Annotated in this window: 16 protein-coding genes and 3 pseudogenes; 13 read left to right on the top strand and 6 right to left on the bottom strand. The window is 72.0% G+C overall.

The annotated features are described in order from the left end of the window. Nucleotides 1–2: 2 nt before the first annotated feature. Nucleotides 3–482, bottom strand: coding sequence for a hypothetical protein (locus IE178_RS07070; protein ID WP_193511635.1), 480 nt, complete (start codon nt 480–482; stop codon nt 3–5). A gap of 143 nt (nt 483–625) precedes the next feature. Here IE178_RS07070 and IE178_RS07065 point away from each other — a divergent pair, with 143 nt between their 5' ends. From IE178_RS07065 to IE178_RS07055, 3 genes are read left to right on the top strand one after another with little or no spacing between them, the layout of a single operon-like run. Then, nucleotides 626–1198 carry an MTB12 C-terminal domain-containing protein gene (locus IE178_RS07065; RefSeq protein ID WP_184766121.1) on the top strand — a complete coding sequence of 191 codons (573 nt, stop codon included), beginning with the start codon at nt 626–628 and terminating at the stop codon, nt 1196–1198. Beyond that, the gene (locus tag IE178_RS07060; RefSeq protein WP_193511634.1) at nt 1167–2468 is read left to right on the top strand and encodes an ABC transporter substrate-binding protein; all 1302 of its coding nucleotides are present in this window, start codon (nt 1167–1169) and stop codon (nt 2466–2468) included. The genes IE178_RS07065 and IE178_RS07060 overlap by 32 nt, the downstream gene beginning before the upstream one ends. 55 nt (nt 2469–2523) lie before the next feature. Further along, complete coding sequence (locus IE178_RS07055) at nt 2524–3564, top strand: helix-turn-helix transcriptional regulator (protein ID WP_193511633.1); 1041 nt, start codon at nt 2524–2526, stop codon at nt 3562–3564. On the opposite strand, the pseudogene ctaD reads toward IE178_RS07055, so the two are convergent. Further along, nucleotides 3449–5134, bottom strand: a pseudogene (ctaD, locus tag IE178_RS07050) (aa3-type cytochrome oxidase subunit I); the annotation flags it as partial. The gene IE178_RS07055 and the pseudogene ctaD overlap by 116 nt on opposite strands. Before the next feature lie 422 nt (nt 5135–5556). On the opposite strand from ctaD, the gene IE178_RS07045 reads away from it, so the two are divergent. Beyond that, entirely contained in the window at nt 5557–5772 is a 216-nt protein-coding gene (locus IE178_RS07045; RefSeq protein WP_193511632.1) for an I78 family peptidase inhibitor, read from the top strand. 76 nt (nt 5773–5848) lie between these two features. On the opposite strand, the gene IE178_RS07040 is transcribed toward IE178_RS07045, so the two are convergent. Together IE178_RS07040 and IE178_RS07035 are read right to left on the bottom strand one after the other, a co-directional pair. Then, on the bottom strand, nt 5849–6853 hold the full coding sequence (locus tag IE178_RS07040; protein ID WP_193511631.1) for a phosphatase PAP2 family protein: 1005 nt from the start codon (nt 6851–6853) through the stop codon (nt 5849–5851). Nucleotides 6854–7090: 237 nt separating this feature from the next. Then, on the bottom strand, nt 7091–8389 hold the full coding sequence (locus IE178_RS07035; protein ID WP_193511630.1) for a glycosyltransferase family 39 protein: 1299 nt from the start codon (nt 8387–8389) through the stop codon (nt 7091–7093). A 262-nt stretch (nt 8390–8651) separates the two neighbouring features. Between IE178_RS07035 and IE178_RS07030 the strand changes: the two genes are divergently transcribed. Together IE178_RS07030 and IE178_RS07025 are read left to right on the top strand one after the other, a co-directional pair. After that, nucleotides 8652–10262 (top strand): MFS transporter, encoded by a 1611-nt coding sequence (locus IE178_RS07030; RefSeq protein ID WP_193511629.1) that lies wholly within the window; start codon nt 8652–8654, stop codon nt 10260–10262. A gap of 122 nt (nt 10263–10384) precedes the next feature. Next, nucleotides 10385–11575 carry an acyl-CoA dehydrogenase family protein gene (locus IE178_RS07025; RefSeq protein ID WP_193511628.1) on the top strand — a complete coding sequence of 397 codons (1191 nt, stop codon included), beginning with the start codon at nt 10385–10387 and terminating at the stop codon, nt 11573–11575. Nucleotides 11576–11632: 57 nt separating this feature from the next. On the opposite strand, the gene IE178_RS07020 is transcribed toward IE178_RS07025, so the two are convergent. Then, nucleotides 11633–12070: a cell division protein SepF gene (locus tag IE178_RS07020; RefSeq protein WP_184766113.1), complete on the bottom strand. Its 438-nt coding sequence runs from the start codon at nt 12068–12070 to the stop codon at nt 11633–11635. Between the two features lie 290 nt (nt 12071–12360). Between IE178_RS07020 and IE178_RS07015 the strand changes: the two genes are divergently transcribed. The 7 genes and pseudogenes from IE178_RS07015 to IE178_RS35740 all read left to right on the top strand — a co-directional run. Further along, entirely contained in the window at nt 12361–13536 is a 1176-nt protein-coding gene (locus IE178_RS07015) for a DUF5685 family protein (RefSeq protein WP_438874351.1), read from the top strand. A gap of 411 nt (nt 13537–13947) precedes the next feature. Further along, nucleotides 13948–14853 (top strand): S1 family peptidase, encoded by a 906-nt coding sequence (locus IE178_RS07010; RefSeq protein ID WP_184766111.1) that lies wholly within the window; start codon nt 13948–13950, stop codon nt 14851–14853. 166 nt (nt 14854–15019) lie between these two features. Continuing rightward, nucleotides 15020–15399 (top strand): annotated as a pseudogene (locus tag IE178_RS36885) (hypothetical protein); the annotation flags it as partial. A gap of 241 nt (nt 15400–15640) precedes the next feature. Further along, nucleotides 15641–16723 carry a S1 family peptidase gene (locus IE178_RS07000; protein ID WP_438874350.1) on the top strand — a complete coding sequence of 361 codons (1083 nt, stop codon included), beginning with the start codon at nt 15641–15643 and terminating at the stop codon, nt 16721–16723. Between the two features lie 194 nt (nt 16724–16917). Continuing rightward, complete coding sequence (locus tag IE178_RS06995; RefSeq protein ID WP_193511626.1) at nt 16918–20451, top strand: DNA polymerase III subunit alpha; 3534 nt, start codon at nt 16918–16920, stop codon at nt 20449–20451. Further along, nucleotides 20448–21416, top strand: a complete 969-nt coding sequence (locus tag IE178_RS06990) for a DNA polymerase Y family protein (RefSeq protein ID WP_184766108.1) — start codon at nt 20448–20450, stop codon at nt 21414–21416. Before IE178_RS06995 ends, IE178_RS06990 begins: the two co-directional genes overlap by 4 nt. A 23-nt stretch (nt 21417–21439) precedes the next feature. After that, a pseudogene (locus IE178_RS35740) lies at nt 21440–21577 on the top strand (lipase); the annotation flags it as partial. Between the two features lie 71 nt (nt 21578–21648). On the opposite strand, the gene IE178_RS06985 reads toward IE178_RS35740, so the two are convergent. Next, nucleotides 21649–22677 (bottom strand): lytic polysaccharide monooxygenase auxiliary activity family 9 protein, encoded by a 1029-nt coding sequence (locus IE178_RS06985; RefSeq protein WP_193511625.1) that lies wholly within the window; start codon nt 22675–22677, stop codon nt 21649–21651. Between the last annotated feature and the right edge of the window lie 140 nt (nt 22678–22817).

The following is a 22817-nucleotide window of genomic DNA, read 5'->3' as shown; positions in this document are numbered from 1 at the left end:
CTTCAGCCGTCGGTCTCTTCGGCGGGTTCGCAGATCGGGCAGGGTCTGAGCTCACCGCTCGTCACGAGCTTCGCGTCCACCGCAACCGCCTCCGTCTTCCCCGCGACCAGCGGGCAGTCCGCGCGGTGCCACAGCGTCCCGCCCGGCACCCTCAGCATCTCCCCGCCGACCGCGACCGGCGCGTCGGCCGCAGGCCCCCGCGCGTCGGCGCCGGCCGGCTCCGCGGCCACCAGCAGGCCGTACAGCTCCTCCACGCGTGCGGCGGCGACCGCGCCCCGCCCCTGGGCCAGCAGCACCGCACCGGCGATGATCAGCGCGGCGCCCGGGATCGTGCAGGAGGCCAGGTAGGGCAGCTGCCGTTCGGCGTACCGCTCACCCGAGACGCCGTACCAGCCGAGGACGCACAGCACCGCACCGGCGGCGAGCACGGCCCAGCCGGCCCACAGGACGGGGTGCGCGGTCCGCTGTCGGGCTGTCCGCATCATGGCTCCCACACGTCGGGGTCTGTGGCTGTGCCTGCCCGCCCCCGGCCGAGTCGGCCGACCGGTTGCACTATGCCCCCTGCGCGCCGACCCTGAAAGCACCGGGCGCGCACGGCCCGCACCGACACCCGATTGGTGAGCCCATGGTTCTCGGCAGCGACCTCAGGTGGGGGAACGCGAGGAGGGGACACGGCCCACGGGCGGCGGGGCGGGGTACGGCGCTCACGGCAGCCCTGGTGCTGGTCCTCGGGCCGGTCCTCGCCGCGTGCGGCGACGGCGGTGGTGGCGGCGCCGGCCCGGCCCCCACGCCGACGGCGGACCGGACGACCAGCGCACCGGGCAGCGCGCCCGCCAACCGGGCGGAGGCCGAGCAGGAGGTCAAGCAGAACTGGGAGAAGTTCTTCGACCCCGCGACGTCCCTGGACGACAAGAAGAAGCTCCTGGAACACGGCCAGTTCCTGGGGCCCGTGCTCGAGGCGTTCAGCGGTGACAAGCGCGGCGGGCAGGTCAAGGCGGAGGTCACCGAGGTCTCGTTCACCTCACCGACCGAGGCGGACGTGAAGTTCGCGCTGAGTGTCAAGGGCGTCACCGCCCTCCCGGACGCCTCCGGAAAGGCCGTCGAGGACAACGGCACGTGGAAGGTGTCCGTCAAGTCCCTGTGCGCGCTGGTGCAGCTGAGCGGCGATGGCTCGCCCCCTGCCGTCCCGGGTTGCTGAGGTACTCGCCGCGGCCCTGCTCCTCGCCCTGACCGCGGCCTGCGGCAGCCGCCTGCCGGAGAGCGACTTCGAGCACGACGACCGCCGCTCGCCCGCCCCCACCCGGACCACCGGCGAACCGATCCGCGTGGGCATCGTCACCAGCGCCACCAGCCCGGTCGGCGGCGGCGCCTTCACCGGCCCGCGCGACGGCGCCAAAGCCTGGTTCGACCGGCTCAACGCGCGCGGCGGCATCGACGGACGGCCCGTCGAGGTGCGGCTGTGCGACGACGGCGGCAGCGGCGTCGGCAACAACGAGTGCGTGCACCAGCTGATCGACGAGGACGAGGTCGTCGCCCTGGTGGCCACCACCGCCCTGGACTACGCGGGCGCCTCCCGCGTCTCCCGCGCGGGCGTGCCCGACATCGGTGGCCAGCCCATCGGCGCCGCGTACGACACCTACCCGCACCTGTACAGCGTCTATGGCAGCAGCGCGCCCCGGAACGGCACACCCGGCTGGGACGGCAAGCTGTACGGCGGCACGGAGGTCTACCGCTACTTCAAGCGCGAGCACGGCGCCCGCACGGCCGCGGTCGTCTCCTACAACCAGTCCGCGTCCGCCGCCTACGCACGGCTCGTCGAACGGGGGCTGAAGGCCGAGGGCTACGAGGTCGTCACCGAACAGGTCGACTTCGCGCTGCCCAACTTCCGCGCGGTGGCCGCCGACCTGAAGGAGCAGGGCGCCGACCTGGTCTTCGACGCCATCGACGGCCACGGCAACGCCCGCCTGTGCCAGGCCATGGACGACGTCGGCGCCCGGGTCACCGCCAAGGTCACCAACGTGCAGAACTGGTCCTCCACCGTCGCCGAGCAGTACCAGGACGCGCCGCACTGCCGCAACGCCCTGTGGGCCACCGGCTCCAGCCGCAACTTCGAGGACACCGGCCACCGGGCCGTACGCGAGTTCCGGGACGCCACCGAGGGACTGACGACGCACTCCCAGTGGCAGCTGGAGGGCTGGGCCGCCGCCCGCTGGTTCACCGACGCGGCGCGGTCCTGCACGCGTACGGGCGTCACGCGCGCGTGCGTCGACGGCTACGTGAACCGCGCCGAGGGCTACACCGCCGGCGGACTGCTGCTCCCGGTCTCGTTCGAACCGTCCCCCGAGCCGCCGAGGACCAGCAGGACCTGTCTGTCCGTGGCCCGCTGGCGGGACGGCGAGGGCTGGGTCACCCAGGGCGACATGAACCGCACCTGCTTCCGGGTGCCGCAGCTGGCGTACGAGCCCTGACGCCCGCCCCCGTCGAGGACGGAAGCTGTCCGCGAGGGCTGGCAGACTTGGCCCCATGTTGGAGACCTCGGCACGCCTGCTGCGCCTGCTGTCCCTGCTCCAGGCCCACCGCGAGTGGTCCGGCGCCGATCTGGCCGACCGGCTTGGGGTCAGCGCCCGCACCGTGCGCCGCGACGTGGACCGGCTGCGCGAGCTCGGCTACCCCGTCCACGCCAGCCCGGGCACCGGCGGTGGCTACCAGCTGGGCGCGGGCGCCGAACTGCCGCCGCTGCTCCTGGACGACGAGGAGGCCGTGGCCGTCGCCGTCGGGCTGCGCACCGCCGCCGGGCAGGGCGTGGAGGGCATCGGCGAGACCTCCGTACGCGCCCTCGCCAAGCTGGAGCAGGTGCTGCCGGACCGGCTGCGCCGCCGCGTGGGTGCCCTGAACGCCTTCACCGTGCCGATGCTGCGCGGCCCCCGCGCCGACGCCGTCGACCCGGCCGTGCTGACCGAGCTGGCCCACCTCTGCCGGGACGCCGAGCGCCTGCGCTTCGAGTACCGGGGCCACGACGGCACGCCGACCCGTCGTACCGTGGAACCGCACCGCCTGGTGTGCTCCGAGCGCCGCTGGTACCTGGTCGCCTGGGACCTCGACCGCGAGGACTGGCGTACCTTCCGCGCGGACCGCATCACCCCGAGGCCGCCGCACGGGCCGCGTTTCGTCCCGCGCGAGCCGCCCGCCGAGGACCTGGCGGCCTATGTCTCCCGGGGCGTCTCCACGCGCGTGTACGCCTCACACGCCGTGATCCGCCTGCTGGTCCCGCTGGAGGAGGCCGCCGAGCGGATCTCGCCCACCACGGGGACCCTGGAGGCGGAGAGCCCGGACAGCTGTCTGCTGCGGACCGGGGCCGCGAGCCTGGACATCATGGTGATCCATGTGATGCTGCTGGGCTTCGAGTTCGAGGTCCTGGAACCGGTGGAGCTGATCGACGCCATCACAGCGGCTCATGACCGGCTTGCTCGCTCTCTGGCTCGGGCTGGGACGTCTCGGACGCGTACTGCGGATGGTTCAGGTCGAACGCCGGCGACTCCGAGCGGACCCGGGGCAGCGTCGTGAAGTTGTGCCGGGGCGGCGGACACGAGGTCGCCCACTCCAGGGAGCGGCCGAAACCCCACGGGTCGTCGACCTCCACCTTCTCGCCGTACTTGGCGGTCTTCCAGACGTTGTAGAGGAACGGCAGCGTGGAGAGGCCGAGCAGGAAGGCGCCGATGGTCGAGACGGTGTTGAGCGCGGTGAAGCCGTCCGCCGCCAGATAGTCGGCATAGCGGCGCGGCATGCCCTCGGCGCCCAGCCAGTGCTGCACCAGGAACGTGGTGTGGAAGCCGATGAACAGCGTCCAGAACTGGATCCTGCCGAGCCGTTCGTCGAGCATCTTGCCGGTGAACTTGGGCCACCAGAAGTAGAACCCGGCGAACGTCGCGAAGACGACGGTGCCGAAGACCACGTAGTGGAAGTGCGCGACGACGAAGTACGAGTCCGTCACATGGAAGTCCAGTGGCGGTGACGCCAGCAGCACCCCGGTGAGCCCGCCGAACAGGAACGACACCAGGAACCCGGTCGCCCACAGCATCGGCGTCTCGAAGGACAGCGAGCCCTTGATCATGGTGCCGGTCCAGTTGAAGAACTTCACGCCCGTCGGCACCGCGATCAGGAAGCTCATGAAGGAGAAGAACGGCAGCAGCACCGCGCCGGTGGCGAACATGTGGTGCGCCCACACCACGACGGACAGGCCCGTGATGGCCATGGTGGCGCCCACCAGCGTCAGATAGCCGAACAGCGGCTTGCGGCTGAAGACCGGGATGATCTCCGTGACGATGCCGAAGAACGGCAGCGCGATGATGTAGACCTCGGGATGGCCGAAGAACCAGAACAGGTGCTGCCACAGGATCGCCCCGCCGTTCGAGGCCTCGAAGACCTGCGCGCCGAACCGCCGGTCCGCCTCCAGCACCAGCAGCGCCGCCGCCAGCACCGGGAACGCCATAAGGATCAGGATCGACGTGAACAGCGTGTTCCAGGTGAACAGCGGCATCCGGAACATCGTCATGCCGGGGGCGCGCATCCCGACGATGGTGGCGATGAAGTTGACCGCGCCGAGGATGGTGCCGAAGCCGGCCAGCGCCAGCCCCATGATCCACAGGTCCGGGCCGAGGCCGGGTGAGAAGCGCATGCTGTTCAGCGGCGCGTAGGCGAACCAGCCGTACGCGGCCGGCCCCCCGGTCACCAGCAGTGATCCGAGCACGATCAGGCCGCCGAAGAGGAACAGCCAGTACGAGAACATGTTCAGTCGCGGGAAGGCCACGTCGGGCGCGCCGATCTGCAGCGGCATCAGCTCGTTGGCGAACCCGGCGAAACTGGGCGTCGCGAACAGCAGCAGCATGATCGTGCCGTGCATCGTGAACATCTGGTTGAACTGCTGGTTGCCGATGATCTGCAGTCCGGGCCGGGCCAGTTCGGCGCGCATCAGCAGCGCCATCACGCCGGCGACCAGGAAGAACACGAACGACGTGATCAGGTAGAGGTGGCCGATCCTCTTGTGGTCGGTGGTGGTCAGCCAGTCGATCACCACCTGCCCGCGCCGCTGCCGGCGCGTCGGCCGCGCCGCCCCGTGAACGGTCTGCGTCCCCATCGCTCGCCCCTTCGCTCATCGCGCGCCGGGCCCGCCGGAGCCCGCGCCACCTGTACCCCGGGCCCACGCCATGATGCTCGCTCCTGCGCGCGCTCCGACGAAGGGGCGTGCAGGTCGCGTGAGGGAAACGAGAATTTCTTGTGTCCATCCGCTTCCGTGATCATGCGCGGCGACGAAAGGGGAATGAGGTCCGGGGAGCCTTCCCCCGGCACTTTCCGCCGGGGTTTATCGCGGTCGCGGTGTGACACGCGGGAATTACGTTCGAATGCCTGCGGAAGGCGTACCGAACCGCCCGTACGAGTGATGATCACCGTCACGACGTCTGTCGTGATCCTGTGACAGAAGTGTGACTGCCGGGGGATCCGGTCCGCTGTTCCCGACGCGGACTTCCGCGATCACGGGCCAGGGCATAGCGTGACCGTATGGCACCCATTCCGACACCCTCCGCGGAACCCCACGACAGCCCGGACACCTATGTAGGCCTCGCCGCGGAGCGGGCGGAGCACCTCGCGCGCGAGCGCGGCTGGTCCACGGTGCGGGCGCTGCCGCCGGGGGCGATCATCACCATGGAGTACCGCGTGGGCCGGCTGAACCTCGAGGTGAAGGACGGCCGGGTGGCACGGGCCTGGAAGGGCTGACACACGGCGACGGCCCCGGTTCCCTGACGGACACCGGGGCCGTGGCGTGCGGGCCGGACGCGTGCCGCCGTCCGTGTCAGGGACGGGTCGCCGGCGTCGTGCCGCGCGGGTGACGCTCCGCGTGCGGCGGGCGGCGGCTGCCCGCCGGGGTGACCGGGGCGCGCTCCGCCCGGGTGGCGTGCGGGCCGGGCGCCAGATAGGCGGGCGACCGGCCGGCCGAACGGCCCGCGTGCAGCGGCTCGGGAGCCGGGTCCGCGCGGTCGGTGAGCGGCTTGAGCATGACCGGCTGCCCGACCGGCCCGGCCGCCGGTGCCATCCCGTTCCCCCGCACCCGCCAGCGGTCGCGCAGGTCGAGGATCCGGGCCTCGGCGCGCGCGATCACCGGCTCGAACCAGGGCAGCGCGAGCAGGATCAGCAGGCCCGCGACCCAGCCCAGGATCACATCGCTCAGCCAGTGCGTCCCGATGTAGACGGTGGACAGTCCCACGCCGAGCGAGACCACCGCGGAGAGCGCGGACAGCCAGCGGCGCGCTCTCGGCGTGGAGGCCAGATAGGCCAGGATTCCCCAGGTCACCACGGCATTGGCGGTGTGGCCGCTGGGAAATATATCGCCGCCGAGCCACATCTCGTTCGAGCCGATCTCGGTCGCGTAGTGCGGTCCCAGACGTCCCATGCCGTACTTCGCGGCGCCCACGGTGACGTTCAGCAGCAGCAGGGAGACGCCGAGGGCGAGCAGTGGGCGCAGGGTGTGCTGCCGCCAGGAGCGCCAGCCCAGCCAGGCCGCGACCATCACGGCGGTGGGCCCGCGCTGGCCGAGCACCACGTAGTAGTCGACGAAGGCGTGGATCTCGGACCACTGCTGGTAGGGGCGGAAGAACATCACCTGCCAGTCCAGCCGGACCAGCCAGGAGGTGATCAGCACGGCCCACACGATCGCCAGGTAGAAGGCCAGGGTGGCGCCGAAAAGCACCACCCGGTGCCGGCTCATCCGCGGCACGCCGATGTGAGCCGGTCGTTCCGGCTCACGATCCAGCCTGGCGAACACCCGGTCCAGACGGGTGGGCTTCCGTTCGGTACGCACCCAATCGACGTTACAGCGAGTGAGTGCGGAACCCCCTCGAATCAGCGTCTTTGTGATGACGATGTGATGTGGCATTCCTCTCAGCGGGGAGTTTATCTGCAGCGAATCCGCAATCCCCGGGCCCTGCGGCCTTCAATTCCTTTGATCATTCAGGGTGACGGTTTTATCGCGCTTATGAATTCGTTCACCGGAGCCTGGTGTGGAATTTTCCCGGTGCTCATCGGCCGTCCGGGCGGGTCAGGGCGGCCCCGAGCCGTTCAGCCAGAAGGCGCCGTACACCGCGGAGGCCAGCGCGACCGCCCCCACGACCACTGCCGACCTGGGCGTGCGCAGCCGGGCCAGGGCCAGGGCGAGGGGCAGCAGCAAGGGGAACGCGGGCAGCAGCAGACGCGGCTTCGAGCCGAAGTAGCTCGACGCGCACAGGGCGAGCGCGGTGACCACACCGGCGTACACCAGCAGGGGGAGCGGCTGGCGCTGCCGTACGCAGACCACGTACAGCCACACCAGGAGGCCGACCCCGAGCACCAGTCCGAGCCCCGCCAGGGCGGACGGGAACGACGTGAACTTCTCGGCGACGAAGCGGCCGAAGGCGTAGCCCCCGTCGAATCCGTTCCGCCATCCGGCCTGCACCTCGAGATATCCCAGCGGCCCGTCTCCGGTCCGGTGCCCGACCCACAGAACGTAACCGGCGGCGCCGAGGGGCGCGAGGAGCATGCCGAGCACCCGGCGCAGGCGGACGCCGGGGGCGCCCGGATCGCGCGGCACTCCCTCCCGCACGTGGTCACGCGGGGTAGTCGCGGGACTGCCGGCGCGTTTCCCGGTCCGCGCGCCGTCCGCAGGCACCGCGCTCCGTTCCCGCACGAAGGGGGTGCGTCGCGAGGCGACGGCGGTGACGCGTTCCCCCGCGAAGGCGGCGATCCCCGCCGCCCACACCGCCGCGACCACCGCCAGCCCCACCGGCCGGGTCAGTCCGGCCAGGCCCGCCAGGACACCCGCCGTCACCCAGCGGCCCGTCAGCACGGCGTACAGCGACCACGCGGCGAGCGCGGTGAACAGCGACTCGCTGTACGCCATCGACTGCACGATCCCGACCGGCAGCACCGCCCACAGCAGTACCGCGCACACCCCCGCCCGGCGCCCGTACACATGGTCGGCCACCGCGAAGATCCCCCAGGCCGCGGCGAGCGAGGCGAGCAGGGAGACGACGAACCCCCCGTCGGCGCGGGACAGCGGCGACACCGCCGCCACCAGCCGCTCCAGCCAGGGGAGCAGGGGGAAGAACGCCAGGTCGGAGTGCACGTCGCCGTTCGGCAGGCGTACCTCGTAGCCGTACCCCAGCTCGGCGACCCGCGTGTACCAGAGGGCGTCCCAGCGGGCGGTCAGCAGGGTGTACGCGTCCTTGCCGCGCGCCGCGCTCCACAGGGCCAGGACGACCAGGCCCAGGGCGCGCACGGCGGCGTACCCGAGGAGCGCCGGTGCTGCCCGGCGCAGTGCCCCGGGGAGGGCCGGCGCGGTGCGCGTCGCCAGATCGTTCACGGGCCCGATTATCGACGTGGCGCGGAACCGCACCGTCCGGCGGGACGCGCGCACCCGGCAAGGGAGTGGTGTATGCCACACCGATCTGTCGGATGTGTGAGAGACCCGCCACTCGACCTCCGCCCTCACTCGCGTACTCTGACGTGTCACTCGCCGTTCGTCGCACGGACCGGAGACCATCGCTCCTCTCCGGCCGAGTCACGGGGGAGTCCCCACCCCCGTGCACCCGCCGATCGCGAGGGAACATCTGGGAGGTACGTACATGTCCGGGACGACCACGGCCGCCGCAGCGCTGCGCCGTCGGGCGGCCGGGGCCGGTGCCAACCGCTGGGTGGTCCTCGTCGTCCTCTGCGTCAGCCTGCTGCTGGTCGCCGTCGACGCCACCGTGCTGCACGTGGCGGTCCCCGCCGTCACCGAGGACCTCAGGCCCGGCGCGATGGAACTGCTCTGGATCGTCGACTCCTACCCCTTGGTCTGCGCCTCGCTGCTGATCCTGTTCGGCACCCTGGGCGACCGGGTCGGCCGCAGACGCGTCCTCCTGCTCGGCTACGCCCTGTTCGGCGTCGCCTCGGGCCTCGCGGCCCTCGCGGACAACGCCCAGGTGCTCATCGCGGCCCGGGCGCTGCTCGGCGTCGGCGGCGCGATGATCATGCCGGCGACGCTGTCGATCCTGCGCCAGGTCTTCCCCGACCGGCGCGAGCGGGCGCTCGCCATCGGGATCTGGAGCGCGGTCGCCGCGGTGGGCGCGGCGGTCGGACCGCTGCTCGGCGGCTTCCTGCTGGAGCACTTCTGGTGGGGCTCGGTCTTCCTGGTCAACATCCCGTTAATGCTGGTCAGTCTCCCGGTGGGGCGGATCCTGCTGCCGGAGTCGAAGGGCGAGGGCCACGGGCCCTGGGACGTGGTCGGCGCGCTGATGGCCGCCGCCGGACTGTTCGCGGCGGTCCTCGGCGTGAAGCGGCTCGGCGGCGGCGAACCCGTGGGCAGCGCCTGGACCGTACTGCCGCTGCTCGGCGGCGCCGCACTGCTGGCCGCCTTCGTGCGCCGGCAGCGGCGGCGGGCGCATCCGCTGGTCGACCTGCGGATGTTCGCACGGCCGGCGTTCAGCACGTCGGTGGGCTGCATCGTGCTCGCGATGCTCGCCCTGGTGGGCCTGGAACTGATCGCGGCGCAGTACCTCCAGCTCGTGCTCGGCCTCTCCCCGCTGGAGACCGGGCTGCGCCTGCTGCCGCTGACCGTCGCGGCGATGGCGGCAGGGCTGGCGGGCGCGCGGATGCTGCGCAGGTTCGGCCCGCGCCGCATGGTCTGCTTCGGCTTCTGCCTGACGGCCGCCGCGGTGGTGTCCCTGACCGCGATGGGCGCACAGGACAACGCCCCGCTGCTGCTCACCGGTTTCGTCCTGCTCGGCTTCGGCCTCGAGACCACGCTGTTCGGGGCGTACGAGTCGATGCTCAGCGAGGCGCCGCAGGAACAGGCCGGCGGGGCGGCGGCGATCGGGGAGACCTCCTACCAGCTGGGCGCCGGGATAGGGATCGCGCTCCTCGGCAGCGTGATGAACGCGGCCTACGCGCCCGGCCTCTCCGGCGTGCCCGGAGTCCCCGGGCAGGCGTCCACCGCGGCGGGCCACTCACTGGGCGAGGCGTACGGGGTGGCGGAACGGCTCGGCGGGCCCGCCGGGGACGCCCTGCGGCACGCGGCGCGCCAGGCCTTCGTGCACGGGCTGCACGTGACCCTGCTGGTGAGCGCGGGTCTGCTGCTGCTCGGGGCGGCGATGGCGCTCAGGCTGCCGCGGGTGATGCAGTGCGACACGGCGGCCGTGGGAGTGCCCGCGCCGCGGGAGGCCACGGAGCACCGGGTCTCCGAGCTGAAGGTGTGAGGAGCGCCCGCCCCGGCCGGGTGGACGTGCGGGAGACCGCGTCGTAACGTCGCCCCGAGCCGTGACTAGCAGCGCTAGTTAATGTCCCGGAGTTGTCCGGAGTAGCCCCCGGAGGGTGCCCCATGTCCGCGTCCGCGAAGTTGCCCCCCTTCGACCCCGCCGACCCGCTCGGCCTCGACGACCTGCTGGAGCCGGAGGACCTGGCGATCCGGGACACGGTGCGCACCTGGGCCGCGGACCGGGTGCTGCCGTACGTCGCCGACTGGTACGAGAAGGGCGAGCTGCCCGTGATCCGGGAGCTGGCCCGGGAGCTCGGCGGGATCGGCGCGCTCGGCATGTCCCTGACCGGCTACGGCTGCGCCGGCGCGAGCGCCGTCCAGTACGGGCTCGCCTGTCTGGAACTGGAGGCGGCCGACTCCGGGATCCGGTCGCTGGTCTCCGTGCAGGGCTCCCTCGCCATGTACGCCATCCACCGGTTCGGCAGCGAGGAGCAGAAGCGGCGCTGGCTGCCCCGGATGGCCTCCGGCGAGGTCATCGGCTGTTTCGGGCTCACCGAACCCGACCATGGATCCGACCCCGCCTCGATGCGGACCTACGCCAAGAAGGACGGCGCCGACTGGGTGCTGAACGGGCGCAAGATGTGGATCACCAACGGATCCGTGGCCGGGGTCGCCGTCGTGTGGGCCCGGACCGACGACGGGATCCGCGGCTTCGTGGTGCCGACCGACAGCGCGGGGTTCTCGGCGCCCGAGATCAGGCACAAGTGGTCTCTGCGTGCCTCCGTCACCAGCGAGCTGGTCCTCGACGACGTACGGCTGCCCGCCGACGCCGTGCTGCCGGAGGTGACCGGGCTCAAGGGGCCGCTCAGCTGTCTCTCGCACGCCCGGTACGGGATCGTCTGGGGCGCCATGGGTGCCGCGCGGAGCTCCTTCGAGGCGGCCGTCGACTACGCGAAGTCACGGGAGCAGTTCGGGCGGCCCATCGGCGGGTTCCAGCTGACCCAGGCCAAGCTCGCCGACATGGCGGTCGAACTGCACAAGGGGATTCTGCTCGCCCATCACCTGGGGCGGCGCATGGACGCCGGCCGCCTGCGTCCCGAGCAGGTCAGCTTCGGCAAGCTCAACAACGTTCGCGAGGCCATCGACATCTGCCGTACGGCCCGCACCGTCCTCGGTGCCAACGGGATCTCGCTCGAATACCCCGTGATGCGGCACGCGACCAACCTGGAATCGGTGCTCACCTACGAGGGCACCGTCGAAATGCACCAGCTCGTGCTGGGCAAGGCGCTCACCGGAATCGACGCGTTCCGGTAGATCCGGCCGACCCGACCGGGGCCTCACGGGGAGGCAGGGCCGGTGAGCGGCCCTGCCTCAGCTCTGGTTGAAGAAGCCGTCCGACCGGTGCGCGGCCGGCTCCCCGCTGACGACCTCGGTGTCGGCCGGGCTGAGCAGGAACACCCGGCTGGACACGCGCTCGATGGAACCGCGCAGACCGAAGATCAGACCCGCCGCGAAGTCGACGACGCGCTTGGCGTCGGTGGCGTCCATGGCCGTGAGGTTCATGATGACGGGAACACCGTCGCGGAACAGCTCGCCGATGGCGCGGGCGTCCCGGAAGCTGTCCGGGGTCACCGTGCCGATCCGGCGGCCCTTCTCCTCGGCGACGTCCGAGGCCACCTTGACCCGAGGGTCGGTGACCCAGGCCTCCCCGGGCTCGGCACCGTCGGAGTAGTCGTCGTCGTAGTAACGCTCGTCTTCGTTGTCGTCGACGAGGCCCAGCCAGGCACTCGCCTTGCGTACCGATCCCATGGACGCCTCCTCTCACAGCGGTCTTTCTTGCTTTCCGCATCCCTATGGTCGTCCATGATGCGGAGGGCGCGCCAAGTGGATAGACGCCGCGCGGGGGGTTTGTGACGGTACTGGTGCACAGTCAATCCGTCGAGAGTCCGTGTTTCCCAAGGGTCTTGAGGTAAACGGCTGCTGACTGTGAGTGAAATATGATTCTTCCCGGCGTACGGGTGAGGAAGGGTGCGTACGGGTGAGGTGGCGCCCGATACGATGCCGCAGCTCAACGTCGCACAACTGCACGGGGGAACGTCGTGTTCGGAATGGTCAGGCCGTGTCGGCACCGGCTCGGGGAGAAGCTCACGGCCCAGTGGATGGCCCATTTGTGCGGGCTGTGCCTCGCATTGCGCGGGGATCACGGCCAGCTCGCCCGCATCGTCACCAACTACGACGGGCTCCTCATATCCGTACTGACGGAGGCTCAGGCCGAACGCGGCGACGGGGGACGGCGCACCGCGGGACCGTGCCCGCTGCGCGGCATGCGCACCGCGTCCGTCGCGCACGGCGAGGGCGCGCGGCTCGCGGCGGCCGTCTCCCTCGTCCTCGCCTCCGCCAAGGTGCGCGACCATGTCACCGACGGCGACGGGCTGCTGGCCCGCAGGCCGGTGGCGCTCGCCGCACGCCGAGTCGCCGCGAGCTGGGACCGGGCCGGTGCGCGGACCGGTTCGGACGTCGGGTTCGACACGGCCGTCCTCCTCGACGCCGTGGCCCGGCAGACCGGTGTGGAGACCCTCGCCGGACCCGGCACTGCGATCCTCACCGTCACCGAACCGACCGAGACCGCGACCGCCGCGGCCTTCGCGCACACCGCCGTGCTCGCCGGCCGGCCGCACAACGCCGGACCGCTCGCGGAGGCGGGACGGCTCTTCGGGCGCCTCGCGCATCTGCTGGACGCCGTGGAGGACAGGGACGCCGACGCCGCGTCGGGCGCCTGGAACCCGCTCACCGCCACCGGCACCCCGCTGGAGGAGGCCCGCAGGCTCGCCGACGACGCGGTGCACGGCATCCGGCTCGCGCTGCGGGAGGTGGAGTTCCGCGACGGCGGGCTCGCGCACCGGCTCCTCGTCCATGAACTGCCCAACTCCGTCCATCGTGCCTTCGGTACGGTCTCCTGTGCCCACGGAACCGGCCCTTACGCGCCCCCTGGCACCCCCGGTGGTCCCGGCGCCCCGCTGCCTCCCGAGCCGCCGCGCCGCGACCGGCGCGGAGCGCTCGCCGGCTGCGCCGTGTGGCTGGGACTCGCCTGCACCTGTCAGCTGTGCTGCGGCACCTACGAGGACCCCTGGAGCGGGGAGCGCAAGGAGGGGACCTGTGCCAACTGCGACTGCGGCGGGTGCGGCGACTGCTGCCAGTGCTGCCAGTGCTGCAACTGCGGCGGCGAGGACGGTTGCTGCGACGGCTGCGACTGCGGCTGTGACTGCGGCTGCTGAGCCGGCTGTCGCCGCGGCTGCCGAGCCGGGTGCGAGGGCGACTGCAACGGCGGCTGTCCAGCCGGGGGCCGGGCGTAGGGGTGTGGACTGTCGAGGCGCGGGCTGATCGGGCGCAGCGCAGGTCGTCCGATGGGGCGGGTTTCCGGACATCGCGAAGCTGTTCGACCGGCCGGTATGCGGCTGTGACCACGGGCGATGTGCTCCCGCGCACGGACCAAAACTCATAGATGGTTCAAAGGTTGACGTCTGAAAGGCACCCTTGCGCCGAACGGTCGGTCGGCCGAATACTCGCCCACAGCGCTTGTCAGGGGCACGGCGTGTTCGGAATCCGGGCACGCGGTTCCCTGGCTGCGCCTCACCGGGCCCACAACCCCACGAGGGCCCCCTACTTCCTTTGTGGAGGAACGAGAAGTGAGGATCAAGCGCACCACCCCCCGCAGCGGCATCTCGAGACGGACTCGGCTGATCGCCGTATCCACCGGCCTCGTGGCCGCTGCCGCGATCGCTGTCCCCAGCGCGAACGCGGCCGACACCCCGACCACCTTCAGCTCCGCCGAGCTCAAGAGCGTCAGCAGCTCGGTGCTGGAGGCCGACGTCCCGGGCACCGCCTGGGCCGTCGACAGCAAGACCAACCGGGTGCTCCTGACCGTCGACAGCACCGTCTCCCAGGCCGAGATCGCCAAGATCAAGCAGAAGGCGGGGGACGACGCCGGCGCGATCACCGTCAAGCGCACCCCGGGCAAGTTCAACAAGCTCATCCAGGGTGGCGACGCCATCTACTCGGGCAGCGGTCGCTGCTCCCTCGGCTTCAACGTGCGCTCCAGCAGCGGAGTCGACTACTTCCTGACCGCCGGTCACTGCACCGAGGGCGCGGGGACCTGGTACGGCAACTCCAGCCGCACCACGGTGCTCGGCTCGACCGCCGGTACCAGCTTCCCGGGCAACGACTACGGCATCGTGCGGTACACCGGAACCGTCAGCCGGCCCGGCACCGCGAACGGCGTGGACATCACCCGTGCGGCCACCCCGAGCGTGGGCACCACCGTCATCCGTGACGGTTCCACCACGGGCGCGCACAGCGGCCGGGTCACCGCGCTGAACGCGACCGTGAACTACGGCGGCGGCGACGTCGTCTCCGGCCTCATCCAGACCACGGTCTGCGCCGAGCCCGGTGACTCCGGCGGTTCGCTCTACGGCAGCAACGGCACCGCGTACGGTCTGACCTCCGGCGGCAGCGGCAACTGCTCCTCCGGCGGCACGACCTTCTTCCAGCCGGTGACCGAGGCCCTGAGCGCCTACGGCGTCAGCCTGACCTAGACACAGCGCGACACGGGGCCGACCCGCACCACGGGTCTCACCCGCAGCCGGCAGCACCATGAGCCCCCGCACGCAAGCGCCGTGCGGGGGCTCACCCTTGCACGGGGCACGGAGTCGCCCTCGAAGGACACACCGGGACGCGCCGGGCGGACTGGACGCGTGCGCACCCTCCGCACTCCAGCTGCGCCTGCCGCGGACCGTCGTCGCGGTCGCCGCCGAGAGGAACTACACCCTCGTCCTGCCCTTCCCGGTGGAGCTGCTGCGCTCCCTGGAACGGGCCGCCCGGCAGTCGCCGACGGCGACGGCTCCGCGGCCGGCTTCGTAGCAGGCATCGCAGTGGGGTGCCGAATCAGAGCCGGAATCAGAGCTGGATCCGGTGTCGAATCAGAGCCGGAACCAGAGCCGGATCCGGTGCGGGAATCGGTGCGGGAATCGGTGCAGGAGCAACTTCCGTCCGGTGCGTCCCGCATGGATCCGGACCCCGAGGGGTCGATTTTCGGCCATGGTCAGATCCGGCGGACCGAGCCGCCGGTTACTCGTTCGTAGCGTTTGCAGTGTGAACCGTCCCTCGTGTCCATGAACTGTCAGGACATAGGGGGCGCGCGGCCGTTGTCGTACGCGCGTCCTGAAGTCGACCTTGTGTGCTCCCTGTGGGGTTCGGAAGAGTGGGCGCCGTTCAACCGGCACGGGTGTGGCTTCTTTCGTACGCCGCCCCCGTGGCCGTACGCCTTCCGGTTCGTGAGGTCCCCACAACCTCCCGGGCCGTCCCCCCACAGGAGGACGTCAGTTGAAGCACCGACGCATATCCAGGCGACGGGCAGCCATGACCGGTGCGGGCATCGCCGCACTGGTCACCGCCGGAGTCACCTTCCAGACTGCGAACGCCAGTGAGGCCCCGGAGGACTCCGCGCCCCGGACCCTCTCGGTCACGGCGGCCGGAAAGCTCGCCTCGACGCTCGCCCAGGACCTGGGCGCCGACGCGGCGGGAACGTATTACGACGCGAAGAGCAAGAGCCTCGTGGTGAACGTGCTCGACGAGGCCGCCGCCGAGGCCGTCGAGTCGGCCGGCGCCAAGGCGAGAGTCGTGGCGAACTCCCTCGCCGAGCTGAAGAGCGCGCGCACCACCCTCCAGCAGGACGCCACCATCCCGGGTACCTCCTGGGTGACCGACCCGACCACCAACAAGGTCGTCGTCACCGCGGACCGCACCGTCTCCGAGGCCCAGTGGGCCAAGCTGACGGAGGTCGTCGACGGACTGGGCGCCAAGGCCGAACTCCAGCGCACCAAGGGGGAGTACAAGCCCTTCATCGCGGGCGGTGACGCCATCACCGGCAACGGCGGGCGCTGCTCGCTCGGCTTCAACGTGACCAAGGGCGGCGAGCCGCACTTCCTCACCGCCGGGCACTGCACCGAGGGCATCACCACCTGGTCGGACTCCTCGGGCAACGTGATCGGCGAGAACGCCGCGTCCAGCTTCCCGGACGACGACTACGGTCTGGTCAAGTACACGGCCGAGGTGGACCGCCCGAGCGAGGTGAACCTCTACGACGGCTCCAGCCAGGCGATCTCCGGCGCCGCCGAGGCCACCGTCGGCATGCAGGTCACCCGCAGCGGCTCCACGACCCAGGTGCACTCCGGCACGGTCACCGGTCTGGACGCCACCGTGAACTACGGCAACGGCGACATCGTCAACGGTCTCATCCAGACCGACGTGTGCGCCGAGCCCGGCGACAGCGGCGGCTCGCTCTTCTCGGGCGACCAGGCGGTCGGCCTCACCTCCGGCGGCAGCGGCGACTGCACCTCGGGCGGCGAGACCTTTTTCCAGCCGGTGACGGAAGCCCTCACGGCGACCGGTACGCAGATCGGCTGACCACAGCTCGTCACCACGTCCCGCCCCTCCGTCGCGGAGGGGCGGGACGTTCCCGTGTCCGCGGATGTTTGCGCAGGTGGGGAGGGGTCGGATGGAGGTCGCACATGCATTCGAAAATTGGTCTATGGTGGGGGTGAGGTAGCTGGAACAGTTGTTCGAGAGTCGGTCGGGACTCACGAGTGCGGGAGGTGCGTGTGCCGGGATTCACGCATCTGCACACCGTCTCCGGGTTCTCCCTGCGCTACGGCGCATCCCACCCGGAGCGGCTGGCCGAGCGCGCCGCCGAGCGGGGCATGGACGCCCTCGCCCTCACCGACCGGGACACGGTCGCGGGCTCGGTGCGGTTCGCCAAGGCCTGCGCGAAGGCGGGGGTGCGTCCGCTCTTCGGGGCGGAGCTGGCGGTGGCGGCTCCGGGCGCGCGCGGGGACGGGTCCGTACAGAGGGAGCGGCGCCGCACCCCGGTGCGTGGAGGTGCCTTCATCGACGAGTCGACACCCCGTGTCACCTTCCTCGCCCGGGACGGCGCCCGCGGCTGGGCGGACCTGTGCCGACTGATCTCCGCAGCCCATACCGCTGCCGGCCTCCCGCTGCTGACCTGGGACGACAACCACGCCGACGGCCTGACCGTGCTGCTCGGCCCCGACTCCGACGTCGGCCGCGCCCTCGCCGCGGGCCGCCCCGACCGCGCGGCCCGGCTGCTCGTCCCCTGGCGGGAGGTCCACGGTGACGCCCTGCGCCTGGAAACCGTCTGGCACGGGCGCGAGGGCACCGGCCCCGGCTCCCTGCGGCTGGCCGCCCGCACCCTCGGCTTCGCCGCCGAGCAGCGGATCCGCCCGGTGCTGAGCAACGCCGTCCGCTACGCCGACCCCGGCCTCGGCCCGGTCGCCGACGTCCTGGACGCCGCCCGCCGCCTCGTCCCCGTGGACCCGGCCAAAGGGCTGGACTCCGGTGCGGCCTGGCTCAAGGACGCGAACGGCATGCTGGGGGCGGCCGAGCGGATCGTGGAGGCCGCGGGCTTCCGGCGCGAGGCGGCTCTGCGGCTCCTGGAGCAGACGCAGGCCACGGCCGCCGAGTGCCTGGTCGACCCCGAGGACGACCTCGGCATGGGCAGCGTCCACTTCCCCGAGCCGCACCTCGTCGGCGCCGGCGGCCGCACCGCCCAGCGGGCGCTGGCCTCCCGGGCGGCGGCGGGCATGGTGCTGCGCGGCTACACCGGCCGCCGGGAGTACTGGGAGCGGATGCACCGGGAGCTGGACATCATCGCCCATCACGGCTTCGCCTCCTACTTCCTGACCGTCTCCCAGGTCGTCGACGACGTACGGGACATGGGCATCCGGGTGGCCGCGCGCGGCTCGGGCGCCGGCTCCCTGGTCAACCACCTCCTCGGCATCGCGCACGCCGATCCGGTGGAGCACGGGCTGCTGATGGAGCGCTTCCTGTCCAAGGAGCGGGTCGTGCTGCCCGACATCGACATCGACGTGGAGTCCGCGCGCCGGCTCGAGGTCTACCGCGCGATCATCGGCCGGTTCGGCACCGAGCGGGTCGCCACGGTCGCCATGCCGGAGACCTACCGGGTGCGCCACGCCATCCGTGACGTCGGCGCGGCGCTGTCCATGGACCCCGCCGAGATCGACCGTGTCGCCAAGTCCTTCCCGCACATCCGCGCCCGCGACGCCCGCGCGGCGCTCGACGAACTGCCCGAGCTGCGGGAACTGGCGGGGGAGAAGGAGAAGTACGGGAGGCTGTGGGAGCTGGTCGAGGCGCTCGACGCGCTCCCGCGCGGTGTCGCCATGCACCCCTGCGGCGTGCTGCTGTCCGACGCCTCCCTGCTGACCCGTACGCCGGTCATGCCGACCAGCGGCGAGGGCTTCCCCATGGCGCAGTTCGACAAGGACGACGTCGAGGACCTCGGGCTGCTCAAACTCGACGTGCTGGGCGTGCGGATGCAGTCGGCGATGGCGCACGCCGTCACGGAGGTGGAGCGGGCGACGGGGGAGCGGATCGACCTGGACGCGGTGCCGGAGGGCGACCCGGCGACGTACGGGCTGATCCGGTCCACCGAGACGCTCGGCTGCTTCCAGATCGAGTCCCCGGGCCAGCGGGACCTGGTCGGCCGGCTCCAGCCGTCCACCTTCCACGACCTGGTCGTCGACATCTCCCTCTTCCGGCCCGGTCCGGTCGCCGCCGACATGGTGCGGCCGTTCATCGAGGCCCGGCACGGGCGGGCGCCGGTGCGCTACCCGCACCCGGACCTTGAGGAACCGCTGAAGGGGACGTACGGGGTCGTCGTCTTCCACGAGCAGGTCATCGACATCGTCGCCATCATGACGGGCTGCGGGCGTGGCGAGGCGGACCGGGTGCGGCGCGGACTGTCCGACCCGGAGTCGCAGGGGCGGATCAAGGTCTGGTTCGCGCAGCGCGCGGAGGCGAACGGATACGACGCAGAAACGATTCAGCGGACCTGGGGGATCGTGGAGGCCTTCGGTTCGTACGGCTTCTGCAAGGCGCACGCGGTCGCCTTCGCCGTACCGACGTACCAGTCGGCGTGGCTGAAGGCGCACCACCCGGCCGCCTTCTACGCCGGGCTGCTCACCCATGACCCCGGGATGTACCCGAAGCGGCTGCTGCTGGCGGACGCGCGGCGGCGCGGGGTGCCCATCCTGCCGTTGGACGTGAACAAGTCGGGGGTAGCGCACAGGATCGAACTGGTGTCCGAATCAAAGGGGTCGAAGGTCTGGGGGCTGCGGCTGGCGCTCTCCGATGTGCACAACATCAGCGAGGCCGAGGCCGCGCGGATCGCCGAGGGACAGCCGTACGCCTCGCTGCTCGACTTCTGGGAGCGGGCCCGCCCCAGCCGTCCGCTCGCCGGACGCCTCGCCCAGGTCGGTGCGCTGGACGCGTTCGGCGCCAACCGGCGCGACCTGCAACTGCATCTGACCGAACTGCACCGGGGCGCCCGCGGCGGACGCGGGGACCAGCTCCCCCTGTCCGGCGGGCGGAGGACCGCCCCGGCCGGGCTGCCCGACCTCACCTCGGCGGAGAAGCTCAGCGCGGAACTGGGCGTGCTGTCCATGGACGCCTCACGGCATCTGATGGACGACCACGGCGCCTTCCTCGCCGAACTGGGCGTGGTCTCCGCGCGGCGGCTGCGCGAGGCCCGGCACGGGGAGACGGTGCTGGTCGCGGGCGCCAAGGCGGCCACCCAGACCCCGCCCATCCGCTCCGGCAAGCGGGTCATCTTCTCCACCCTGGACGACGGCACGGGCCTGGTCGACCTCGCCTTCTTCGACGACTCCCACGACGCCTGCGCCCACACGGTCTTCCACTCCTGGCTGCTGCTGGTGCGCGGGGTGGTGCAGCGCCGCGGCCCGCGCAGCCTCAGCGTGGTCGGCTCCGCCGTCTGGAACCTCGCCGACCTGCTCCAGGTGCGCCAGGAGGAAGGGCTGGAGGGAGTCGCGGCCCGGCTCGCCGAGCCGGGCGGCACCGGCACCGGGGCCGCCGGCACCGACGGTGAGGACGACGGCGCCGGTCCGGCCCGCAGACGGCTCGCCGGATCGGACGGGCGGCCCGCGCCGGCCGGTTCCGCGGCCCGGGACCCGATGGAGGACCGGAGGATCCGTATGCCCACGGGGTACGAGATGCACCCCTGGGCCGATCTGCGCCCCGCGGGCGAAGGGCCCGCGGTGGGAAGGAAGCTGTGGCACCGGAGTCCGGGGAGTGCGGGATGACCATCCTCTGCGTACGTTTCCAGCTGCCTCCGGTGTACGAGGCCGCCCTGCCCCAGCTGATCGGCCTGCTGGAGGAGTTCACGCCCGTCGTGCAGGCCCTGCCGCCGGACGCGGCGCTGGCCGATCTGCGCGGCGCCGAACGGTACTTCGGGCGCAGCGCCGTCGAACTGGCCTCGGTGATCCGGGTCCGCGCGCTCGCCCTGCACGGTGTCGACTGTGTGATCGGCGCCGGGCCGGGACCGATGCTGGCCCGCATGGCGCTGCGGGACGCCCGGCCGGGGCTGACCCGCGCGGTGTCCGAGGACGAGGTGCGGGAGTTCCTCGCCGACCGGCCCGTCGTCGCGCTGCCCGGCGTCGGCGGCAGGACCGCCCGCACCCTGTGCGAGTACGGCCTCGACACCCTCGGCCGGGTCGCGGCCGCACCGCTGTCCACGCTCCAGCGGCTGGTGGGCGCCAAGGCGGGGCGCGAACTGCAAGAGAAGGCGAACGGCGTCGACCGCGGCCGGGTCGTCCCGAACGCGGTCTCCCGGTCCCTGGCCACCGAACGCCCCTTCACCCGCGACGAGCTGGACCCCGGCCGGCACCGCCGCGCCCTGCTCTCGGCCGCCGAGGAGCTGGGAGCCCGGCTGCGCGCCCTCGACAAGGTCAGCCGCGGCCTCACCCTCACCGTGCGCTACGCCGATCGCACCGCCACCACCCGCACCCGCACGCTCCCGGAGCCGACCGCGCACTCGGCGGCGCTCACCAAGGCGGCCTACGGCCTTTACGCGGCGCTCGGTCTGCAGCGCGCCCGGGTGCGCTCGATCGCCCTGCGCGTGGAGGGGCTCGACCCCGCCGAGCAGGCCTCCCACCAGCTCACCTTCGACCCGGTGGACGAGAAGGCGCGCAGGATCGAGGAGGTCGCGGACCGCGCGCGGGCGAAGTTCGGCCCCCGCGCGGTGATGCCGGGCTCGCTGGCCGCGTAGGACCTCGGGGCTCTAAGGCCTGTCTGCTCCAGGACCTGTGCCCGTTCGATCTGTCCGAGCACCTGGCGATCGCGCTGTTCGACCGGATCGCCTTCCACGAGGTGGCCAACGCCCTCGACCCTGCCCATGCCGAGCCCACCACCTGCGCCTCGGTCGGCTGACACGTGGAGGTCTAGGGAAACGCGGCGGGGCCCTGTCCGGCCTGAGCCGCCGGACAGGGCCCCGAGACGGTTCAGCGGCCGTGCCGCCCGCCCGCCGTGCGCCGCCGGGCGGAGGCGAACAGCGCCGCCGAGCCGAGCGCCAGCGCCGCGGCGCCGCCGATCATCAGGTACGGGGTGTTGGCGTCGCCGCCGGTCTCCGCGAGGTTCTCCGCGGCTGCCCCGGCCGCCTCGGGCTGGTTGGCGGTGCCGGCGTCGGAGGCGTCCGGGGCGGTCTCGCCGTCCGCCGCGGCAGGTTGCGCCGAGGTGCCGGGGTCGTCGTCACCGTGCCCGTGGTTCTCGATGGTCGACTGGCCGGCACCCTCTTCGATCTGCTCCTGGGAAGGGGCGGACGCGGCCGGCGCCGGGGCGGCCTCCTGCGCGGGAGCGTCACCGCCGTCGGCCCCGGCTCCGCCTGCCCCGGCTCCGCCGCCTCCGAAGGTGACGTCCGAGCAGGAGTAGAACGCCTCCGGGCTGTCCGACCGCTGCCAGACCGCGTACAGCAGCTGCTTGCCGGAGCGCTCGGGAAGGGTGCCGGTGAAGGTGTAGAAGCCGCCCGCGGCGGCCGGGTCGGTGGACGTCGCCACCGGGTTCGCCAGATCCAGGTCGTCCCAGGCCAGCGGCTGTGACGGGTCGTAGCCGGGCTTGGTGATGTACACCTCGAAGGTCCCCTTGTGCGGGGCCGTCACGCGGTACTCGAAGGTGTACGAACCACTGCTCACGCTCGTCGCCGGCCAGTCGGCGCGGGCCAGGTCGAGCCCCTTGAAGGCCTCGCTGTTGGCGCTGCACAGCTTGCTGTCGGGGATGAGCTCCTGATGGCGTCCGCCCGCGTCGCCGATGCGGACGCCGTTCCAGTCGTAGAGCGCCTGGGTGCCGCCGGCCGCGACCGCAGCCCGGCACGCCGCCGACTTCGGGCTCTGAGGGCCCTCGGCGAAGCACTGCGAGACCCGGCTGACCGGGTCGCCCATCGAACCGTGCGCGGACGCCGGTGCGGCGGACAGCCCGGTCAGGGCGAGCGGAACGAGACCGACGGCGGCGACAGCGGCCTTGCGGCGTGCGGACATGGGGCAGCAACTCCTCGACAGCGATCACTGGATCGGGGTGGGGGGTGGATCCGTGGTGGGGGGTGGATCCCGTGGGGGTGGCTCAGAAACTAGCCCCAAGGAACCGGGATATCGCCTGGCGAAGGCCCGGAGGGGCGATC

This window comes from Streptomyces griseoloalbus, from assembly GCA_014650015.1.
Taxonomy (GTDB): domain Bacteria; phylum Actinomycetota; class Actinomycetes; order Streptomycetales; family Streptomycetaceae; genus Streptomyces; species Streptomyces griseoloalbus.
Note: the sequence above shows the minus strand (reverse complement) of the source record. Positions and strands in the feature narration are given on the sequence as shown.

Excerpts from the sequence above, each read along its gene's own strand:
- IE178_RS07070 (WP_193511635.1), bottom strand. The coding sequence starts at position 482 with ATGCGGACAGCCCGACAGCGGACCGCGCACCCCGTCCTGTGGGCCGGC.
- IE178_RS07065 (WP_184766121.1), top strand. The coding sequence starts at position 626 with ATGGTTCTCGGCAGCGACCTCAGGTGGGGGAACGCGAGGAGGGGACAC.
- IE178_RS07060 (WP_193511634.1), top strand. The coding sequence starts at position 1,167 with ATGGCTCGCCCCCTGCCGTCCCGGGTTGCTGAGGTACTCGCCGCGGCC.
- IE178_RS07055 (WP_193511633.1), top strand. The coding sequence starts at position 2,524 with ATGTTGGAGACCTCGGCACGCCTGCTGCGCCTGCTGTCCCTGCTCCAG.
- IE178_RS07045 (WP_193511632.1), top strand. The coding sequence starts at position 5,557 with ATGGCACCCATTCCGACACCCTCCGCGGAACCCCACGACAGCCCGGAC.
- IE178_RS07030 (WP_193511629.1), top strand. The coding sequence starts at position 8,652 with ATGTCCGGGACGACCACGGCCGCCGCAGCGCTGCGCCGTCGGGCGGCC.
- IE178_RS07025 (WP_193511628.1), top strand. The coding sequence starts at position 10,385 with ATGTCCGCGTCCGCGAAGTTGCCCCCCTTCGACCCCGCCGACCCGCTC.
- IE178_RS07020 (WP_184766113.1), bottom strand. The coding sequence starts at position 12,070 with ATGGGATCGGTACGCAAGGCGAGTGCCTGGCTGGGCCTCGTCGACGAC.
- IE178_RS06990 (WP_184766108.1), top strand. The coding sequence starts at position 20,448 with ATGACCATCCTCTGCGTACGTTTCCAGCTGCCTCCGGTGTACGAGGCC.
- IE178_RS06985 (WP_193511625.1), bottom strand. The coding sequence starts at position 22,677 with ATGTCCGCACGCCGCAAGGCCGCTGTCGCCGCCGTCGGTCTCGTTCCG.